The sequence below is a fragment of the Rhodococcus sp. NPDC055024 genome, from assembly GCF_053608585.1.
On sequence record NZ_JBSGVT010000010.1, the window covers coordinates 225703 to 245392 of the forward strand.

Genomic DNA, 19690 nt, shown 5'->3' on the forward strand with positions numbered 1-19690 from the left:
GAACTCGCGGGTTGTGGAGAAACGCTCAGGCGCTCGTGTCGATCGTCATGTCGATGTCCGGCAGCGGGCACACCACAACACCGATCGCGCCGACACCGACGTGCGCTCCGATGACCGCGCTGAAGTCGGTGACCACGGATTCCGCTACGTCGGGAATGCGCTCGGCCAACTGTTCGGCTATCCCGTCCGCACGCTCTCGGGCTCGCATGTGATGCACGGCTATCGCCACACGGCCGAGACCGGCGCGTTCTACTGCCGAATCCACCAAGCGTGCAAGTGCTTTGGTGGTGGTACGTGTTTTCTCGCCGAGCACCAGCTTGCCGTCCACCAGATGCAGGATCGGCTTCATCGCCAATGCAGTACCCAGCAACGCGGCTGCGGTTCCGATTCGTCCGCCCCGGCGCAATTGATCAAGTTTGTCGACGACGATGTAGCAGCGCCCACGACTTGCAACGTCGACCGCCCGGCCATATGCCTCTTCGAGTGAAGCGCCCTTCTCGGCCAAGCGTGCAGCTTCGAGAGCGGGATATCCCAAACCCATTCCGGCGGACTGCGAATCGACGATCCGGACGGCGCCACCGAACTCCTGGGCCGCGACTCGTCCGGCTTCCCACGTTCCCGAGAGTTGACGTGAAATATGAACGGCGAGGACGCCGTCACCGTCGCTCATCTCCAGGGCGCGTGCATACGCTTCGGACAACTCGGCGGGCGACGCTCCGGCCGTTGTCACTCCCGACAGATCGTTCGGCATTGCGTCGACGCCCTCACGCAAGTCGCAGCCGTCACGGAGCACATGGAGCGGAACCACCTGAATGCCACATGCGTCGGCCGACTCCTGCGGAATGCAGGCGGAGGAATCCGTGACGACGACGACCGGCACTGTGCTACCCGACTTCGCTCGGAGGTGAAACTAGTTGCGGCGAAACCGGTTTCTGCGCTTCGACCCCGCGGATCGCGGCAATCATCGCCCGGGCTACGCCGACGTGACCGTCCCAACCCCAGTGAATGCCGTCGGGATTCCCGTTCTCGGAAAAGACGTTGTCACGCACTGCATCCGCGAGATCGACCACGGGAACGTCTTTCTCCGTTGCCCACTCGGTGATCGCGGACACCGCGGCCGGTCGGCCGGCGTGCACGCTTGCGTAGGCATCGCTGCGGTGCACGGACGGCAAGGTCGCGATCATCGGCAGTTCTGGCCGCATGTACTCCAACGCATTTCGCGAGCTTTCCAAATACTCGACGCTCAGCTTGGGCGGAAGCGCGACCGGGCGGCCCAGAGGTGCAAGCCGCGGCTGCAGCCACTGATAACCCTCGCGCACCACGCGTCGAAGCGCCGGAGGACGAACGTAGCGGATGGTCTCGCGGAGCGCCGTAGGCAAGGGGGACGGCAGCGAGTCCATACCGCCGACTGCGAACACGACGGCGCCGGCCCGCGGCACCGCCGCCCACACACGAGGATCCTGAGTCAGTGCCCACCACGCGTCGCGGCACGTCCAGCCGATACGGGCGACCAGCTCGACATCCCAGCCGAGTTCGTCGGCCACGATGTTGGGCCAGATGCGTGGATGATCTGCCGCGAGCCCGCCTTTGGGGCCGAAATACGACAGCGAATCCGCGAGCACGAGGAGGACGGGGCGCTGCCCGTCGGCACTTTCAGAGGACGTCATTTGCGACACTCGCAGAAGCATTCCATACGTCGAGTCGCCACTCGATCGACTTGACGTCACCATGTCCGCTGAGTTGCACCCAACTGGTGTTTCCCAATCCGCCGAGTACAGCCCAGCGGTCGATGGGCAGGTCGAGCAATGCCGCTGTCAGTGCCGCGATCAAGCCTCCGTGCGCCACCAGAACCACGGGCCTCTCGGCCCAGTCCGGGTGCGTCTCGAGTAGTTCGTGAACTACCGGAAGGCTGCGATTTGCGACGTCGATTCGGCTTTCACCGCCGGGCGGCGCCAACGTGGCATCTGCCCGCCAGGCAGATCGCACACCGGGAGTGCGCTCGTCGACGTCGTGATGCGTCAGGCCTTGCCACTCGCCCAGGTGTGTCTCACGCAGACGCGTGTCGGTGAGGACCGGAAGGCCGGCAGCGTCACCGACAGCGACTGCCGTGAAATACGCGCGCCGCAGATCCGAGGACACGATCGTCAACGGCCTGCGATCGGCGATCACCGGACCTGCACTCTTGGCCTGCGTACGCCCCAACTCCGACAGGTCGGTGTCGAGTTGCCCCTGCATCCGAGAGTCGGCGTTGTATTCGGTCTGTCCGTGACGCAGCAGGATGAGCCGGCGGACAGGGTTCGACGCCGCTCTGGGCGCCGATGAAGTCACAGCGAGGGATCCTGCGCGTCCGGCTCGGAAACCGTGTCGGTCTCGAACACCGTGTTGGCGTCGGCGGGGCCGGGACGGTTCTGTCCGAGGCCTTCGACCTCGACCGTCGGGCAGTCCTTCCACAGGCGATCGAGAGCGTAGAAGTTGCGCTCCTCGTCGTGCTGGACGTGGACGACGATGTCGGCGTAGTCGAGCAGCGCCCAGCGGCCCTCGCGGGTGCCTTCACGACGGACAGGCTTGTGTCCGGCTTCGCGGAGGCGATCCTCGATGTTCTCGACGATCGAGTTGACCTGACGCTCGTTGGTCGCGGACGCGATCACGAAGCAGTCCGTGATGACCAGCTGTTCGGACACATCGAGCACCACCACTTCGGTGGCCAGCTTCTCGTCGGCTGCCAGGGCCGCGATGCGTGCCATGTCGATGGCTTCGGTATTTGCGCTCACTCGATGTTCTCCAGTTTCGTCTTCAGAAAATACATATTGTTCTCGGCAAGCGAGAACGTGCTTTTAGTTCTCGGCTAGTTCGAGTCGGTTGCGCCCGGGACGGCTTCCGACTTCCCCGGCGCGGGCTCCGACATCGTTGTAGCTCCGTCGCGGCGCTCCGCGTCGACAGGTCGATACAGGTTCCGCTTCGAGATGTACTGCACCACTCCATCCGGCACCAGGTACCAGACGGGACGGTCTTCACTTGCCCGACGCCGACATTCGGTCGACGAAATGGCAAGTGCCGGAATCTCTATCAACGTGACCGCGTCGGCGGGCATGGTGTCGAGGTGACCGGCCAGGTGTTCGGCATTGAGATCGAAACCCGGTCGCGATACCCCGACGAACTTCGCCAATGCGAACAACTCTTCCCAATCTTGCCAGGAAAGGATGCTGGCCAGCGCATCGGCACCGGTGATGAAGAAGAGTTCGGCGTCGGGGTGATAGGCCCGGAGGTCTCGCAGCGTGTCCACGGTGTACGTGACTTTCTCACGATCGACGTCGACCCGAGAGACCGAAAACCGCGGGTTGGAGGCGGTGGCGATGACCGTCATGAGGTAACGGTCCTCGGCAGGACTGACGCCCTTCCCCTGCTTCTGCCAGGGTCGTCCGGTGGGGACGAAGATCACTTCGTCGAGTCCGAACCTGTCGGCGACCTCACTGGCCGCAACGAGGTGCCCATGGTGAATGGGGTCGAAAGTGCCACCCATCACTCCGAGGCGTCGAGCACGTTCCACCGATAGTCCCTTCTGCACGAGTGTCGAGCTTACGGGTCAGACCGGCAGCAGGCGGGACACGACGTCGGCGAGCTGCTGGGCCGAGCGGCACTCATGCATGCTGATGACCTCGTTGTAGACCTTCGCCGCGGAGTCGCCCGTTCCCCATTGCCCCTTCGGCTCAGGGTTGAGCCAGTGCGCGTGCTTGGCTACTGCCACCATCTGCGACAGCGACTGAAGGTTGGGGTCTCGGTAGTTGTTGCGACCGTCGCCGAGGACCAGCAGCGACGTGCGACTGGTGATCGACTGCGCGAACTTCTCCTGGAACACACCGAAAGCGTGCCCGTAGTCGGAGTGCCCGTCGTAGGTGATCAGTTCGGCTTCACGCACCATCCGTGACATCGCGGACCCGAGGTCTGCGTTCGAGTCGAAGAACCGCGTGACCTCGTCGGTCGTGTCGATGAACGCGAACACCCGCACGCGCGAGAACTGCTCACGCAAGGCGTTCACGAGCAGCAGGGTGAAATGGCTGAACCCCGCCACCGAGCCGGATACGTCGCACATCACCACAAGTTCCGGCCGTGCTCGCTTCGGCTTGCGCTGCACCAGATCGATCGGCACTCCACCCGTCGACATGGACTTGCGCAAGGTGCGACGCAGGTCGATCGAACCCGCGCGGGAGCGGCTACGACGCACGGCGAGACGGCTGGCCAGCAGACGAGCCAGGGGTGCGACGTTCTTCTTCAGCGTGGTGAGTTCGGCGTCGGAGGCCCGCAGGAAGTCGACTTCCTCCGCGAGTTTCGGAACGCCGTACGTGGCGACCCGTTCCTTGCCCAGATTCTCAGCGGTGCGTCGACGCGTTTCCTTCTCGACCATCTTGCGGAAGTCCGCGATGCGCTGCGCTGCCGTGCGTTTGGCGACCTCGGATTGATAGTCGGAGTTGTCCTTGCCTTCCGACCCGGAACCCTCCTGGTTGCCGAGTAGACCCTGCAGGATCTTGTTGAGCAAAGTCTCCGGGGCGACGTCGCGCAGTGCCTGGTAGGCGGAGAACGACGGGCCGTTGCTCGACTGGTACTGCCCGAGTTCCTCGACCATTGCGGCGGTGAGAAGTTCGGTCAACTCCATCGCCTCGTCGCTGCCGTCAGTCAGCAATTCGGCGATCAACTCACGCAAGGCCTGCAGATCGATCGAACCGTCGGGCTTACGCGGCAGTGAGACGTCGACGTCTCCGACCGCCCGGTCACCGATCGCTTTGGGGAACCACAGATCGAAGACGGCGTCGAACGTGGCCCGGTGGGTCGGCCTGCGCAGGAGCGAGCACGCCAGCCCTTCACGAAGAGCCTCACGATCGAGCAGATCGAGAACCGACATGACCTGACCGGCGTCGACGGTCTCGGACGGGCCGACCATGATTCCGCGTCGTCGCAGCGCCTCGACAAAATCGACGAGGTGACCGGGAATCCCGTGCGGCGCTGCCAGGCCGCCAGGCGAGAGCGGCGACGTCGATCCTGCGGGAGCCATGTCAGACCTCAGTTCAGCCGAAGTTCAGCGGCGGCACGCACCTGGTCCGACTGGTGCTTGAGGATCACGCCGAGCGTGGCGCGAACGGCATCGTCGTCGAGAGTGTCCATGCCCAGAGCCAGGAGTGTGCGGCCCCAGTCGATGGTCTCCGACACCGAAGGGACCTTCTTGAGCTGCATTCCGCGAAGAACACGAATGGTGTTGACCAGCTGCTCGGCAATCGCTTCGGGCAGTTCCGGCACCCGACTGGCGAGGATGCGGCGCTCGAGGTCCGCATCCGGGAAGTCGAGATGCAGGAAGAGGCAACGACGCTTGAGTGCCTCGGAGAGTTCGCGAGTGGCATTCGAGGTCAACACAGTGAAGGGCTTGCGGGTAGCGGTAATAGTTCCGAGCTCGGGAATCGTGACCGCGAAATCGCTGAGGACTTCGAGGAGCAGGCCTTCGATCTCGACGTCGGCCTTGTCCGTCTCGTCGATCAACAGCACCGTCGGGTCCTCGCGGCGAATGGCCTTGAGCAGTGGACGAGCGAGCAGGAACTCCTCCGAGAAGACATCCGCCTTCGTCGAGTCCCAGCTGTGGTCGGAGCCGGACTGAATCCGAAGAATCTGCTTCGCGTGGTTCCACTCGTAGAGTGCACGAGCCTCGTCGACGCCCTCGTAGCACTGCAGGCGCACCAACTCGGCGCCTGTCGTCTGGGCTACCGCGCGCGCCAACTCGGTCTTACCGACACCGGCCGGTCCCTCGATGAGCAGGGGCTTGCCCAGTCGGTCGGCAAGGAACACTGCCGTTGCAGTGCCCTTGTCGGACAGGTAACCCGTCTCGGCCAGACGCTCGATCACGTCGTCGACGCTCGAGAAGAACGGTGTTGTATCGGGAAGAGCTCGGTCCACGGTTAACTCCTAAAAAGGGTGGGGCAAGTCTGGTGAACTTTTCAGGCGGGTCGGGTGTGCCCGTCGCCCCAGACGATCCACTTGGTGGACGTCAGTTCCGGCAGCCCCATGGGGCCACGCGCGTGCAATTTCTGGGTGGAGATGCCGATCTCGGCGCCGAATCCGAACTGCTCACCGTCGGTGAATGCAGTCGACGCGTTGACCATCACTGCGGCGGCGTCGACGCGAGCGGTGAACTCGCGGGCAGCCGAGAGATCGGACGTCACGATGGCTTCGGTGTGGCCGGTTCCGTACTGGTCGATGTGCTCGACGGCAGCGTCCAAGTCCTTGACGACTTTGAGAGCGACGTCGAGGGTGAGGTATTCCTTCGACCAGTCGTCCTCGGTGGCGGGGACCAGTCCCGGCAGATCACCGTGCACTACAACGTCGTGCATCTGGAGCGCTTGAAGCAGCTTCGGCACGGCGGTCTCGGCGATCGCAGAGTCGACCAGCACGGTTTCGGCTGTATTGCAGACACTGGGCCGACGGGTCTTGGAGTTGAGAAGAATCTTCTCGGCCATCAGGAGATCGGCGGCCGAGTGAACATAGACGTGGCAGTTACCGACACCGGTCTCGATGGTGGGCACGGTGGCATCACGCACGACTGCGCTGATCAAGCCGGCACCGCCGCGCGGGATGACTACATCGACGAGGCCGCGAGCCTGGATGAGGTGCGTGACCGTCGACCGATCTGCACTCGGCAGAAGTTGAACGGAGTCCTCGGGGAGCCCCTGAGCAACCAACGACGCGCGCAGCGCCTCCACCAACGCTTCGTTGGACTTGACCGCCGAGGACGAACCACGAAGCAGCGCAGCATTTCCCGACTTGAGAGTCAGCCCGAAAGCGTCGACGGTGACGTTGGGGCGAGCCTCGTAGACCATGCCGACGACACCGAGCGGAACGCGCTGCTGGCGTAGTTCCAAGCCGTTCGGCAGAGTGGATCCACGAAGAACCTCACCGATCGGATCGGGTAGCCCGGCAACCTGACGCAAACCCGAAGCGATGCCCTCGATCCGGTCAGCGGTCAGCCGAAGGCGGTCGAGCAGCGATTCCTCGGTGCCACCGGCCTTCGCAGTGTCGATATCGAGAGCGTTGGCCGCGAGAATCCGATCACTGGCCGCGAGTACCGCGTCGGCTGCGCCGTGGAGCGCAGCGTCCTTCTGCGCGGTGGTCAGCAGAGCCAGGACGCGCGAAGCCTTACGGGCTCGGCGCGCCGCGTCGTGCACGACGGCTTTGGTGTCGGACGCATTCGAGTCGACGGTTTCTGCGTTGGATGTCACAGCGGTCATGAATACACATTAACCACCCACCGCGGCGGCCTGCTCGGCGGAACAAGGCTGTGACCACCGGACAACATTGCGGCGGACCGCCGGGGAACATTCCGACGGACCGCCGGGGAACAATTCCGGCGCGAGGCACTGTTGCACCCACCGACCTTCTTCTTCGAGTCAGGAGCCATCCGTGAGTGTGTTGTTCGAGCCATTGACCCTGCGCGGCGTCACCATTCCGAACCGCGTCTGGATGGCACCGATGTGCCAGTACTCGGCTGACGTCATCGGCGACCAGGTCGGAGTGCCCAACGAGTGGCATCGCACGCATCTGGTGAGCCGTGCGATCGGCGGCACCGGCCTGATTCTCACCGAGGCGACGGCCGTCAGTCCCGAAGGCCGGATATCGGCAGCTGATCTGGGAATTTGGAACGACACGCAGGCGCAAGCCTTCGCCGAGATCAACGCACAACTCGCGTACTTCGGCGCAGTGCCCGGGATCCAGTTGGCACACGCCGGACGCAAAGCGTCGACGCAGGTTCCGTGGCGCGGAGGCAAGAGCCTGCCGGCCGACGACCGTCTCTCCTGGCAGACAGTGGCTCCCAGCGCGGTTCCGTTCGGTCATCTCGCCGATCCGGTCGAGCTCACCACCGAGGGCATCGAACAGGTCGTCGCGGACTTCGCAGCGGCGGCAACCCGTGCATTGAAGGCCGAATTCAAGGTCGTGGAAATTCACGCGGCTCACGGATACCTGATCCATCAGTTCCTCTCCCCCGAGAGCAACAAGCGAACGGACCGCTACGGCGGCAGCTTCGAGAACCGCATTCGGTTGCTCCTGGAAATCCTGAGCGCAGTCCGCGAGGTGTGGCCGGCCGAGTTGCCGCTCTTCGTCCGGGTCTCGGCGACGGATTGGCTGACGGAAGAGCGCGGACTGGAGGTCGACAGCTGGACCGCCGATCAGACCGTTGCCCTCGCCAACATCCTCTCCGACTACGGAGTCGATCTCGTCGACGTCTCCACCGGCGGTAATTCACCGGCGGCGCAGATTCCGGTGGAACCGGGATATCAGGTTCCGTTCGCCCGTCGCCTGCAGAACGAGAGCCTGCTACCGGCCGCCGCCGTGGGCCTCATCACCGACCCCGAACAAGCCGAGAAGATCGTCGAGGACGGTAGCGCCGTGGCTGTGCTCCTCGGCCGCGAGCTGCTGCGTGATCCCTACTGGGCGCGCCGGGCGGCCCGGGAACTGAACGCCGAGGTAGGACCACATATCCCGTCGCAGTACGCCCGTGCCTTCTAGCCCGAAAATCGGCTCCCGCGCACAACTTTGATAGCGTAAGCGTCTTACTTGCCGGTAGTCCGGAGCCCTGTGGGCTCCGGACACTGCCGCGGGCCAGAGCCGTGCGACGGGGGTCGCAACGAGCCACAGGGCACGCGGACGCTCGATTTCCCGACCGGCTCATCGGCGAGTGGGCAACGAAAAGATGCGTGCATCAGGTACGTGCCCCGCTCGGTTCGATGATTGCGCTGGGGAGCGCATGTCATGACTACACCAGAGAACTCGATCAGCGCTCTCGAAGTGGCCGAATCACCCGATGTCTGCGTCACCGACAATGCGTCCGTCAAGCGCGCTGTCAAGGCGACGATGCTCGGAAATGCCATGGAGTGGTTCGATTTCGGCGTTTACGCATATCTAGCTACCACTATCGGAAAAGTGTTCTTCCCGGACGCGAGCGGCAGCGCTCAACTCCTCTCTACCTTTGCAATTTTTGCGGCAGCCTTCATCGTCCGCCCACTCGGCGGATTGTTCTTCGGTCCACTCGGTGACCGCATCGGACGCAAGAAAGTCCTGGCCACCACCATCATTCTGATGGCGGGCAGCACCTTCGCCATCGGCCTCATTCCGAGCTACGAATCCATCGGTATCGCCGCCCCGATCCTGCTGGTACTCCTACGCCTACTGCAGGGCTTTTCCACCGGCGGCGAATACGGCGGGGCCAGTACGTTCGTCGCCGAATACGCACCGGACAAGCGGCGCGGCTTCTTCGCCAGCTTCCTCGAATTCGGCACCCTGGCAGGATATGTGGCGGCAGCAGGCATCGTCACGATCATCCAGACCGTCGTCAGCGCCGAGGACCTCCTCCAGTGGGGCTGGCGCATCCCCTTCCTCATTGCCGGACCGCTGGGTCTCATCGGTCTGTACCTCCGCCTGCGCTTGGAAGAAACCCCTGCGTTCCAGATGATGGAGCAGGCCGAAGAGCGCTCCCTCGCAGACGAATCCACCGGCAAGAAACTGCGCGAAACTCTCGTCGACAACTGGCGACCGCTCGTCCTGTGCATCGTTCTGGTGGCGACGTACAACATCGCTCACTACGGCCTGCTCAGCTACATGCCGACGTACCTGACCAATACGTTGGGTTACGACGAATCCCACGGACTCATCCTGATGATCATCGTCATGATCGTGATGATGATGGGAATCAGCTACGTCGGAAAGTTCTCGGACCGAGTCGGGCGTAAACCATTGTTGCTCAGCGGTTTCATCGGATTCTTCCTCCTTTCCCTGCCCGCATACCTGTTGATCGGCGTCGGCAATTACGTGACGGTCTTCTTGGGACTCGCAATTCTCGGCGGATTGCTCCTGCTGTTCGTCGGAGTCTTCCCGTCCGTGCTGCCCGCACTGTTCCCGACCGGAATCAGGTACGGCGGCTTGGCAATCGGATACAACCTCGCGGTCTCCATCTTCGGCGGAACCACTCCCCTGGTGCTCACCGCCCTCGAAAGTGCAACGGGCAGCAACCTGGTCGCGCCGATGTACATGATGATCGCCGCAGTGATCGGCGGTATCGCGGTACTGCTCATCCCCGAGACGGCACGCAAGCCACTCGACGGTTCGCCGCCCTCCGTCGCCACCGACGAGGAGGCACGTCGGATCATCCGCAAGGTTCGTCGAAAGAGAATGAAGGCCGATAACCTCGAGGTATGAGCACGCCTCGAATCGTCGTCGTCGGCAGTATCAACATGGACCTGGCCACCTCAGTGTCCAGATTTCCCGCTCCGGGAGAAACACTGCTCGGCACTGCCTTTGCCACAACCGCGGGAGGCAAAGGCAGTAATCAGGCCATCGCCGCCGCGAAGGCAGGAGGCGATGTGTCGTTCGTCGGAGCGGTCGGCGACGACGGTTTCGGTACCCAGTTGCGAGACACGCTTGAAGACGCCGGCGTCGACACCGCATTGCTTCGTAGTGTCGACGGCCCGAGTGGCGTTGCCGCCATCACCGTGAGCGAGGACGCGGAGAACAACATCATCGTCGTCCCGGGCGCCAATTCCTCGGTCACCTCGTTGTCCGAAGGAGACCTCGACGCGATCGCACACGCCGACGTTCTCCTGTGCCAACTCGAAATACCCCTCGACACGGTCACCGCAGCGGCCCGGCACGCGCGTGCCAACGGAACAACCGTCATCCTCAATCCTTCGCCGGTACAAGACCTTCCGGGCGCCCTGATCGAGTCTGTCGACATCCTGATCGTCAACCAGACCGAGTCGGAGCAGTTGGCCGCGGCCACCGGCCACGTCCGATACCTCGTCACGACGCTCGGGGCGGGCGGCGCGGATCTCAGGTCGGGCGAGATGACAATCCACGCCGACTCCCCGGCCGTGACACCCGTGGATACAACCGGCGCAGGCGATGCCTTCACCGGCGCCTTCGCCGTGGAGTGGGTGCAGGACCAGGAACGCGCCCTGCAGTTCGCTGCCACGGCGGGAAGCCTGGCGACGACGGTTCGCGGTGCCTCGGTGTCGTCACCTACTCGCGCTGCGATCGAGAAAGTGCTGAACCGGCAGCTTGACTCTGACACAGCAAGCTCGGCTTGACTCTGACACAGCAAGCTCGGCTTGACTCTGACACCGTGTGAGGTCGTAAACCTGTAGGTATCGGGTTTGTGAGAGAGAAACGGGGCGAGCAACCATGTTGAGCATCGGAGACTTCGCGAGAGCAGGTCGTGTGTCGGTGCGCATGCTCCGCCACTACGACGCCATCGGCCTGCTCAGACCCGCGAGGGTCGACGCATCCACCGGGTATCGCTCGTACACCGCGGGCCAGTTGGCGCTGCTCAACCGCATCGTCGCTCTCAAGGAGTTGGGCCTGACTCTGGCCCAGGTCCAGCAAGTGGTGGAGTCGGCGGTCACCGTCGACGAGATCCGCGGGATGCTCACGCTTCGCCGAGCAGAACTCGAAACCCGAATCCAGGAAGACACCGCGCGACTGGCGCACGTACAGGCGCGCCTACGCATCATCGAAAGTGAGGGACAGATGTCTGCATACGAGGTTGTGATCAAGTCCGTTCCGGCGCTGCGGGTCGCGGAGTTGACCGGTACCGCCAAGACGATGGATCCGTCGTCGATCGGCCCGGTGGTTCGCGGGTTGTACGAGCGCCTTTGTACCGGTTTGGATCGTGCCGGTATCGCCGCGATCGGACCCGCTGTCGCCTACTACGAGGATTCCGGTGACGACGAGAACGTCGTCGTGCATGCGGCGCTACCGGTCGACGCGGATCCCGATGGCGACTACGAGTTCGCTGTGGTGGACCTGCGGGCCGAAGAGCACGTGGCCTCGCTGCTGCACAAGGGTTCGATGGACAACTGCCTGCCCGCCTATCAGGCGTTGGCCCAATGGATCGACGCAGCGGGATACCGCAATGCCGGGCCCAGCCGTGAGGTGACGCTGGCGTGCCCGGAGGATGTCGACGGCTGGGTCACCGAGCTGCAGGAACCTGTTGCCAAGGCCTGAAGCCCGCACGTGTCGGCAGGGTCGTGCACCATGGGGTCCATGACCACCGCCACTGCCCCAGCCATGCGCGACGAAGCCGAGCGGCTGCTCCGCGAACTCGCGGGGCCGGATGCCCGCCTACGCGAGGACCAGTGGACGGCCATCGAGGCGCTGGTGGTGCAGCGCAAGCGCGCGCTTGTCGTGCAGCGGACCGGTTGGGGCAAGTCGGCGGTCTACTTCATCTCGGCGAAGCTGCTCCGGGCAACAGGCCACGGCCCCACGGTCATCGTCTCTCCGTTGTTGGCCCTGATGCGAAACCAGGTCAGTTCTGCCGAGCGTGCCGGGGTGCGAGCCGCGACCATCAACTCGGGCAATGTCACAGAGTGGGACGACATCCACGCCCGCGTCGCAGCCAACGATCTCGACGTACTTCTGGTCAGCCCCGAGCGCCTCAACAACCCCGACTTCCGCGATCAGGTTCTTCCGTCCCTGGCAGCTGACGCCGGCTTGGTAGTGGTCGACGAGGCCCACTGTGTTTCCGACTGGGGACACGACTTCCGTCCCGACTATCGGCGCATCAGGACGTTGATCGCCGAACTCGGCGAAGGCATTCCCGTCCTCGCGACCACGGCTACGGCCAACAACCGCGTCGTCGAGGACGTGTCCGCCCAACTCGGCGTCGGCGGCGAGGAAACGCTCGTACTTCGTGGCGGGCTCGAACGCGAGTCACTTCACCTTTCCGTGGTTCACATTCCTGAGGCGACGGCGCGCGCTGCTTGGCTCGCCGACATGCTCGAGACGCTGCCGGGATCGGGCATCATCTACACGCTGACGGTCTCGGCCGCACGCGACCTCGCAAGCCTGCTCTCCGAACGCGGGCATACCGTCGCCGCCTACACGGGCCAGACCGATCCCACCGAACGTGAATCCCTCGAGCAGGACTTGTTGGGCAATCGTGTCAAGGCTCTGGTGGCCACCTCGGCCCTCGGGATGGGCTTCGACAAGCCTGATCTCGGGTTCGTCGTCCACCTCGGCGCACCGTCGTCGCCGATCTCGTACTACCAGCAGGTGGGCCGCGCCGGTCGTTCCACCGACAGGGCCGACGTGATCCTGCTGCCGGGCGCCGAGGACAAGCAGATCTGGAGCTACTTCGCCTCGGTCGCCTTCCCCCGCGAGCATCTCGTCCGCAGCGTCATCGCGCACCTCGACACCGAAAAGGCCACGTCGACACCGGCACTCGAACCTCTGGTGGAGCTCAATCGAACGCGTCTCGAGATGGTCCTCAAAGTCCTCGACGTCGACGGCGCCGTCAAACGCGTCAAGGGCGGCTGGATCAGCACCGGCGAACCTTGGGTGTACGACGCCGAGCGCTACGGCCGACTCGACGACGCTCGCCAGGCCGAGCAGGCCGCAATGGTCGAGTACCAGAGCATCACGACGTGTCGAATGACCTTCCTGCGTGAACAACTCGACGATCCGGGCCTGACCTCGGAGAACTCACAGTGCGGTCGCTGTGACAACTGCACGGGCGATCGCTACGACACCACTGTCGACACCGCCGCCCTCGACGAAACTCGGGCGCGCTTGCAGCGCCCCGGATTCGACCTGGAGCCGCGCAAGATGTGGCCGACCGGCCTGAGCAAGCTGGGCGTCAAGCTGTCCGGGAAGATCACCGAGGGCCCGGAAACCGGGCGCATTCTCGGACGGATGTCGGACCTGGGCTGGGGCCAACGTCTCCGGGCGCTTTTCGACGGTCCCGACGCAGAGGTACCCGATGCGGTGGTCAGCGCGTGTATCAGCGTTCTGGCGGCCTGGAATTGGGCCGAGCGCCCCACCGGTGTCATGGCCCTCGAATCCACGACGCATCCGTTGCTGGTGTCGAGCCTGGCTGCCAAGCTGGCCGAGGTCGGGCGATTGACCGACCTGGACACCCTTCGCTTGCGCCCCGACCACCCTCCGGTGTCGGCAGCGAACTCCGCCTATCGCGTGTCCGGACTGGTCGATGTTTGGGAAGTCCCGGACATGAGTATCCACCAGGGACCAATACTCCTTGTCGACGCAATCGCCGATACCGGTTGGACTTTCACGATGGCCGCACGCGCACTTCGACAGGCTGGTGCTCACTCTGTACTTCCGTTGGCGCTCGCGAGCCCGAAATAGCGAGTTTTTGCCCGAAATAGTCGCTCCGACAACGGCAAAAGTTACATAATGTGAGCACCATCACATTCATGTCCTCACCTGGGGCGCAACGGGTTCCACACGGCCCGAAACGGACATCTGCATGACTTCGACAGCAATGATTGTTACGTTCAGATGACCGATGAAGCCTGTTGATACGAGAGCTATCCCGACCACCGCGCCGGACGCGGTGTTGTTCAGAAGCCCACAGATCGATGACGGAGTCCGGCTCTGGGAGATCGCACGTGATTCGAAGGTGCTCGACCTCAATTCGAGTTATGCATACCTGTTGTGGTGCAGGGATTTCAGCGCGACGTCCATCGTCGCAGAGGTAGACGGCCGCGTAGTCGGATTCGTTTCCGGTTATACCCGTCCCAGCGCGCAGGAAACCCTGTTCGTGTGGCAAGTGGCGGTCGACGAAGACCAGCGCGGCAAGGCAATTGCTGCCCGCATGCTGTCCGACTTGATGGATCGCACTGCCCCGCTGGGTGTTACACATCTGGAGACGACGATCAGCCCCGACAACGAGGCTTCGATCGCACTCTTCACCGCGCTCGCACGTCGACGCGAAGTACCGATAACCAGGCAGACTTTGTTCTCGCCCAACGATTTTCCCGATGGACACGAAGCCGAAGATCTTTACACGATCGGCGCCTAGCGCACTTCGCGCTCGGCATACAGCATGCCCCGGAGGAACAAAGAAGATATGAATATCAACGAAGCAAGCATTTTCGAAACCCTCGAGTCCGAGGTTCGCAGCTACTGCCGTGACTGGCCCGCAGTGTTCACCAGCGCATCCGGATCCTGGATTCGTGACGAGAACGGACGCGACTACCTCGATTTCTTCGCCGGCGCCGGCGCACTCAACTACGGTCACAACAACCCGGTGCTCAAATCGGCACTGGTCGACTACATCATGAACGACGGCATCACGCACGGCCTCGACATGTCCACTGTCGCCAAACGCGAATTCCTCGAGACCTTTCAGCGCAACATCCTCGAGCCACGCGGCCTGGACTACAAGGTCCAGTTCCCCGGCCCGACCGGCTCGAACACCGTCGAGGCTGCACTGAAGCTGGCTCGCAAGGTAACCGGACGTTCGGCAGTCATCAACTTCACCAACGCATTTCACGGAATGACACTTGGTGCACTCTCCGTGACCGGTAACTCGATGAAGCGCGCGGGCGCCGGTGTCCCCCTCGTGCACACGACACCGATGCCCTTCGACAACTACTTCGACGGCGTCACCGAGGACTTCCAGTGGTTCTCCCGCGTTCTCGATGATTCCGGCAGTGGAATCAACCGCCCCGCGGCAGTGATCGTCGAAACCGTGCAGGGTGAAGGTGGCGTCAATGTCGCTCGCCCCGAGTGGCTTCGGGCACTGGCAACACTGTGCTCGGATCGCGGAATCCTGCTGATCGTCGACGACGTGCAGATGGGTTGCGGCCGTACCGGCCCGTTCTTCTCCTTCGAAGAGGCCGGAATCGTTCCCGACATCGTCACACTGTCCAAGTCGATCAGCGGCTACGGAATGCCCATGGCGCTCACGCTGTTCAAGCGTGAACTCGACGTCTGGGGACCGGGCGAGCACAACGGCACCTTCCGTGGCAACAACCCGGCGTTCGTCACCTCCAAGGTGGCACTCGACCACTACTGGTCCGACGACGCACTGACCAAGACAACGCTGAAGAAGGGCGCACGCATCAGCGAATGCTTCGCCAATCTCTCCGATCAGTTCCCCGGCGAGGTCTCTCACCGCGGACGCGGCCTGGTCCAGGGCCTGGTCTTCGACCAGCCGGAGCGCGCCGGAAAGGTCTGCCAGTTGGCATTCGACGAGGGATTGCTCGCCGAGACCTCCGGACCCTCCGACCAGGTTGTGAAACTGCTTCCCGCACTGACGATTACCGACGACGAGCTCGAGCACGGCCTCTCCATCCTGGCCGAGGCGACACTCAAGGTCTGCAGCTAGAGGAAGGACTCTCCCATGATCGTTCGCACCACCACCGAGATCACCGACACCGACCGCGACATCACGAGCGAGGACGGCAACTGGCGCAGCAAGCGCATCGTCCTCGGCGGCGACCGCGTCGGGTTCTCGTTCCACGAGACCACCATCAAGGCGGGTTCGGTCAACGAGTTCCATTACGCCAACCACGTCGAGGCTGTCTGGCTCGTCGAGGGCACCGGCAAGCTGATCGACCTCGACAACGACAAGGAATACGATCTCGCACCGGGGTCGATGTACCTGCTCAACGGCCACGAGCGTCATCGCGTCGAGCCCGACACGCAGATGCGCATGCTGTGCGTGTTCAATCCGCCGGTCACCGGGCGTGAGGTACACGACGAGAACGGTGTCTACCCACTGGTGGAGGTCCCCGCGTAGCGTCTAGTCATGGCGACTGACACCTCTCCACGCGTAGCGATCGGCCCCGTCCCCGATGCACTGCTCGACAGCGCGGTGCTTCGGGGCGGTGGTCTGATCAGTCCGATCGACACTGCCGACGCCCTGATCTGGGCGGGCTCACCCGAAACATTTCCGTCGGAGTTACCGGCGTCGGTCAGGTGGGTGCAGCTGCCGTCGGCGGGAATCGAGGATTGGTTCGACTCCGGTGTGATTCCGAAGGACACCGAAATCACGTGGACCTCGGCGGCCGGCGCGTTTTCGGCCTCGGTGGCCGAGCACGCGCTCATGCTGCTGTTGGCCGGAGTTCGTCACCTGCCCGCACACATCGAAGCTCGAACGTGGCGTCAGTTCGAGTTCTTTCCCAAGATCGGCACCCTTCGTGGTTCGACGGTTGCGATCATCGGCGCAGGCGGTATCGGCCGCGCGCTGATTCCGATGCTGGCCGCGCAGGGGGCGGACAGCCTCGCAGTCAATCGTTCCGGTAGCCCGGTTCCCGGAGCGATCTCCACGTACCCCGCCTCCAGGATGGATGAAATCTATTCTCGCGCAGATCACTTCGTGATTGCAGCCCCGGCCACCCCAGCCACCCGTCACCTCGTGGGCCGTGCGCAGTTGGCCGCAATGCAACCCCATTCCTGGGTGATCAACGTAGCGCGCGGATCACTGGTCGACACCGACGCGCTGGTCGAGGCGATCGAGTCCGAACAGATCGGCGGCGCCGGTCTCGACGTCACCGATCCCGAACCTCTCCCGGACGGTCACCCTCTGTGGGACCTGACGAATGCGATCATCACACCCCACGATTCCAATCCGCCAGGCGTTCGCCCCGCCGCGTTCGCGGATCACGTCTCCAAGAACGTGACCCGCTTCGCGAAGGGCGAGGCGCTGGCTGCCCTCGTGGACCCGGTCGCCGGATACTGAGCACGCCGCCGAAGCCCGAATGATCACGCGGATTCGGCGCCTGATCCGAGGCGGGGAAACGGTTCGGTGGAGAACACTATCTCCACTGCTACGTCGAAGTACGTCGCGATCCGCAGTGCAAGGTGCAGGCTGGGGCTGTATTCGCCACGTTCGAGGTATCCGACCGTCTGATAGTGGACTCCCAGCGCCTCGGCCAACTCCCGCCGCGAAATGCCCCGCTCGGCTCGCAACATCGCGATCCGGTTGTAGATGACTTCAGAAGGCACGCTGCATCGCCTTGTCCCGACGCTCGGCCATGGTGGATCCTGATTCGTGACGTGCCATGCGTCGCAACACTACCGGGGCGACCAGTAGACCCACGACCGCCCAGACACCGAGCACTGCAACGGTCTCCAGGTGTCGCCAGGACTCGTCGATTTCGATTGCCGCCGCGTCATCGGGAAGCAAAGCCGAGCGCATACCGAGTCCGGTCCAGTACACCGGGAATGCCTGACCGACGCCCTGCAGCCATCCGGGCAGCGCAGTGATGGGATAGAAAATGCCTGAGATCGCAACAAGTCCCATCAACGGCATGGTCAGCAGGAATGTTGCCCGACTGCCTTCGAGAACGCTGCCGAGAATTGCGCCGATCGGTAATGTTGCGAGCAAGCCCAGAGCCAGAACCCACGCGAAAGTCAGCCACGCCCCCGCACCGTCGAACGACGATCCCCCGATGATCAACATTCCGACCGCCAACACCACAACCACCTGCACGACGACGGACGCCGCCGCGGCCGTGATCTTGCCGACGAAATAGCCGGTCATGCCGTTGGGTATGGACTTTGCGCGCAACAGCGTGCCGTCCTCCCGGTCGAGGACCAGTACGTTGGCAATCGCGAACAATCCGTTGAACGTGATGATGCTGCCCAGAAGACCTGGCACTGCAAGCTCGGCAACCGAGAGATCAGTACCCGCGTATTCGCGATTTCGCAACAGGTACAGAGCACCGAGCGAAATTGCGGGAGTGAGGAATTGGCCGATCAGGTCAGGACCGGTGGTCAGCAGTTGGCGGAGCTCGATCCACCCTCGCACGAAGCCTGCTCGAATTGCGTTCGTCGTGGGATTCATCGCGCAACCTCCGTCAGCCTGCTTGTTGACTCACCCATCAAGGTGCGCGTTGCCGGCTCTATGCCTTCGCCAGACTCCTGGGCTCGAACCAGTGTCATGTAGGTGTCCTCGAGTGAAGCTCGGCGCACTTCAAGTTCACCGATCCCGTCACCATGTTGCTTGAACAATTCGTGCACGAATTTTGTCGATTCGGCAGTCGTATGGACGAACCGTTGGTCGTCGACAGTCCAACGCACCTCGGCGTCCGCCGCGATCGAGCGGGACAGCTCGTCGGCCGAACCGTTCGCGATGATACGTCCGCCTGCCAGGATCAGAATCCGATCCGCGATCTTCTCCGCCTCGTCCAGATCGTGAGTAGTCAGTAGGACGGTGGTGTCCTCCAAGTCCGCAAGACGGTGCACGATGTCGTGGAAGTCCCGCCGTGCTGCCGGATCGAAGCCCGCCGTCGGCTCGTCCATGAACAGCAACTCGGGCTTACCCACGATCCCGATGGCAACGTCGAGCTTGCGACGCTGCCCGCCCGAGAGCGTTGACACTCTTGCGCTCGCCTGCTCCCCCAGCCCGACCAAATCGATGAGTTCACCTGTCGTCCACGGCTTTTGGTGACGTCTATCGAAGTAGGGCCGATAGAACGCGGCGAGGTGATCGAGTAGTTCGTTCACCCGCCATTTGGCGTGATCGCGCCAGGATTGAAGCACGACCCCGATCCTGGCCTGCCACTCCTCGCCTCCGTTTTCGGGATCGGATCCCAAAACCGAGACGTGACCGCCCGATCGGCGCCGAAAACCTTCGAGGATCTCGATAGTGGTCGTCTTGCCCGCGCCATTCGGACCGAGCATGACCAACACCTCGCCGCGCTTCGCCTGAAATGTCACGTCGCCGAGAACGTCCACCGGGCCGTAGCGCATCTGCAGCGCCCGCACGTCAACGACCACATCGTCCGCAAAACCGTTTTGATGCACGTTCATCAATCCTCCCCATCGTCGATGTTCGACGATATGTAGCATAACTACTACATTATGAGGTGGCAATGCTTCACGAGGATTCGATCAAGAACGACTCCCACAAACG

General features: G+C 63.2%; 20 protein-coding genes. 9 read left to right on the forward strand and 11 right to left on the reverse strand.

Features of this window, described 5'->3' with window-relative positions:
- Positions 1 to 25: 25 nt before the first annotated feature.
- From ACWF6P_RS21680 to ACWF6P_RS21715, 8 genes are all read right to left on the reverse strand, one after another.
- Positions 26 to 880 carry a DegV family protein gene (locus ACWF6P_RS21680; RefSeq protein ID WP_452622406.1) on the reverse strand — a complete coding sequence of 285 codons (855 nt, stop codon included), beginning with the start codon at positions 878 to 880 and terminating at the stop codon, positions 26 to 28.
- 4 nt (positions 881 to 884) lie between these two features.
- Positions 885 to 1667 carry a diglucosylglycerate octanoyltransferase gene (octT, locus tag ACWF6P_RS21685; protein ID WP_452622407.1) on the reverse strand — a complete coding sequence of 261 codons (783 nt, stop codon included), beginning with the start codon at positions 1665 to 1667 and terminating at the stop codon, positions 885 to 887.
- The gene (locus ACWF6P_RS21690; protein WP_003944563.1) at positions 1654 to 2328 is read right to left on the reverse strand and encodes a histidine phosphatase family protein; all 675 of its coding nucleotides are present in this window, start codon (positions 2326 to 2328) and stop codon (positions 1654 to 1656) included. Before ACWF6P_RS21690 ends, octT begins: the two co-directional genes overlap by 14 nt.
- Positions 2325 to 2771 (reverse strand): ribosome silencing factor, encoded by a 447-nt coding sequence (gene rsfS, locus ACWF6P_RS21695; RefSeq protein WP_003944502.1) that lies wholly within the window; start codon positions 2769 to 2771, stop codon positions 2325 to 2327. Before rsfS ends, ACWF6P_RS21690 begins: the two co-directional genes overlap by 4 nt.
- A 74-nt stretch (positions 2772 to 2845) precedes the next feature.
- Positions 2846 to 3565, reverse strand: a complete 720-nt coding sequence (nadD, locus tag ACWF6P_RS21700; RefSeq protein WP_283304147.1) for a nicotinate-nucleotide adenylyltransferase — start codon at positions 3563 to 3565, stop codon at positions 2846 to 2848.
- A gap of 18 nt (positions 3566 to 3583) precedes the next feature.
- Positions 3584 to 5047 (reverse strand): vWA domain-containing protein, encoded by a 1464-nt coding sequence (locus ACWF6P_RS21705; RefSeq protein WP_378447870.1) that lies wholly within the window; start codon positions 5045 to 5047, stop codon positions 3584 to 3586.
- Positions 5048 to 5055: 8 nt separating this feature from the next.
- Positions 5056 to 5937, reverse strand: a complete 882-nt coding sequence (locus ACWF6P_RS21710) for an AAA family ATPase (RefSeq protein ID WP_200313300.1) — start codon at positions 5935 to 5937, stop codon at positions 5056 to 5058.
- A gap of 41 nt (positions 5938 to 5978) precedes the next feature.
- Entirely contained in the window at positions 5979 to 7265 is a 1287-nt protein-coding gene (locus ACWF6P_RS21715; RefSeq protein WP_452622408.1) for a glutamate-5-semialdehyde dehydrogenase, read from the reverse strand.
- A gap of 172 nt (positions 7266 to 7437) precedes the next feature.
- Between ACWF6P_RS21715 and ACWF6P_RS21720 the strand changes: the two genes are divergently transcribed.
- The 9 genes from ACWF6P_RS21720 to ACWF6P_RS21760 all read left to right on the forward strand — a co-directional run bounded on the left by ACWF6P_RS21720 (position 7438) and on the right by ACWF6P_RS21760 (position 17512).
- Positions 7438 to 8541: an NADH:flavin oxidoreductase/NADH oxidase gene (locus tag ACWF6P_RS21720; protein WP_452622409.1), complete on the forward strand. Its 1104-nt coding sequence runs from the start codon at positions 7438 to 7440 to the stop codon at positions 8539 to 8541.
- Between the two features lie 243 nt (positions 8542 to 8784).
- The gene (locus ACWF6P_RS21725; protein ID WP_378447867.1) at positions 8785 to 10227 is read left to right on the forward strand and encodes an MFS transporter; all 1443 of its coding nucleotides are present in this window, start codon (positions 8785 to 8787) and stop codon (positions 10225 to 10227) included.
- Positions 10224 to 11114: a ribokinase gene (locus tag ACWF6P_RS21730; RefSeq protein WP_452622410.1), complete on the forward strand. Its 891-nt coding sequence runs from the start codon at positions 10224 to 10226 to the stop codon at positions 11112 to 11114. Before ACWF6P_RS21725 ends, ACWF6P_RS21730 begins: the two co-directional genes overlap by 4 nt.
- 94 nt (positions 11115 to 11208) lie before the next feature.
- Positions 11209 to 12030, forward strand: a complete 822-nt coding sequence (locus ACWF6P_RS21735) for a MerR family transcriptional regulator (RefSeq protein ID WP_452622411.1) — start codon at positions 11209 to 11211, stop codon at positions 12028 to 12030.
- Between the two features lie 39 nt (positions 12031 to 12069).
- Complete coding sequence (locus ACWF6P_RS21740; RefSeq protein WP_452622412.1) at positions 12070 to 14169, forward strand: RecQ family ATP-dependent DNA helicase; 2100 nt, start codon at positions 12070 to 12072, stop codon at positions 14167 to 14169.
- Positions 14170 to 14329: 160 nt separating this feature from the next.
- On the forward strand, positions 14330 to 14845 hold the full coding sequence (gene ectA, locus ACWF6P_RS21745) for a diaminobutyrate acetyltransferase (protein WP_003944572.1): 516 nt from the start codon (positions 14330 to 14332) through the stop codon (positions 14843 to 14845).
- Between the two features lie 48 nt (positions 14846 to 14893).
- Positions 14894 to 16156 carry a diaminobutyrate--2-oxoglutarate transaminase gene (gene ectB / locus ACWF6P_RS21750; RefSeq protein ID WP_378538076.1) on the forward strand — a complete coding sequence of 421 codons (1263 nt, stop codon included), beginning with the start codon at positions 14894 to 14896 and terminating at the stop codon, positions 16154 to 16156.
- Positions 16157 to 16171: 15 nt separating this feature from the next.
- Entirely contained in the window at positions 16172 to 16570 is a 399-nt protein-coding gene (locus ACWF6P_RS21755) for an ectoine synthase (RefSeq protein ID WP_378538074.1), read from the forward strand.
- A gap of 9 nt (positions 16571 to 16579) precedes the next feature.
- The gene (locus ACWF6P_RS21760; protein ID WP_378447863.1) at positions 16580 to 17512 is read left to right on the forward strand and encodes a D-isomer specific 2-hydroxyacid dehydrogenase family protein; all 933 of its coding nucleotides are present in this window, start codon (positions 16580 to 16582) and stop codon (positions 17510 to 17512) included.
- A gap of 23 nt (positions 17513 to 17535) precedes the next feature.
- Here ACWF6P_RS21760 and ACWF6P_RS21765 read toward each other — a convergent pair whose 3' ends face one another.
- Genes ACWF6P_RS21765 through ACWF6P_RS21775 form a run of 3 tightly spaced genes read right to left on the reverse strand, consistent with a single transcriptional unit; the run spans position 17536 to position 19587 of the window.
- Positions 17536 to 17778, reverse strand: coding sequence for a helix-turn-helix transcriptional regulator (locus ACWF6P_RS21765; protein WP_452622413.1), 243 nt, complete (start codon positions 17776 to 17778; stop codon positions 17536 to 17538).
- Positions 17768 to 18619 carry an ABC transporter permease gene (locus ACWF6P_RS21770; RefSeq protein WP_452622414.1) on the reverse strand — a complete coding sequence of 284 codons (852 nt, stop codon included), beginning with the start codon at positions 18617 to 18619 and terminating at the stop codon, positions 17768 to 17770. Before ACWF6P_RS21770 ends, ACWF6P_RS21765 begins: the two co-directional genes overlap by 11 nt.
- Entirely contained in the window at positions 18616 to 19587 is a 972-nt protein-coding gene (locus ACWF6P_RS21775) for an ABC transporter ATP-binding protein (protein WP_452622415.1), read from the reverse strand. The genes ACWF6P_RS21770 and ACWF6P_RS21775 overlap by 4 nt, the downstream gene beginning before the upstream one ends.
- Positions 19588 to 19690: the final 103 nt, after the last annotated feature.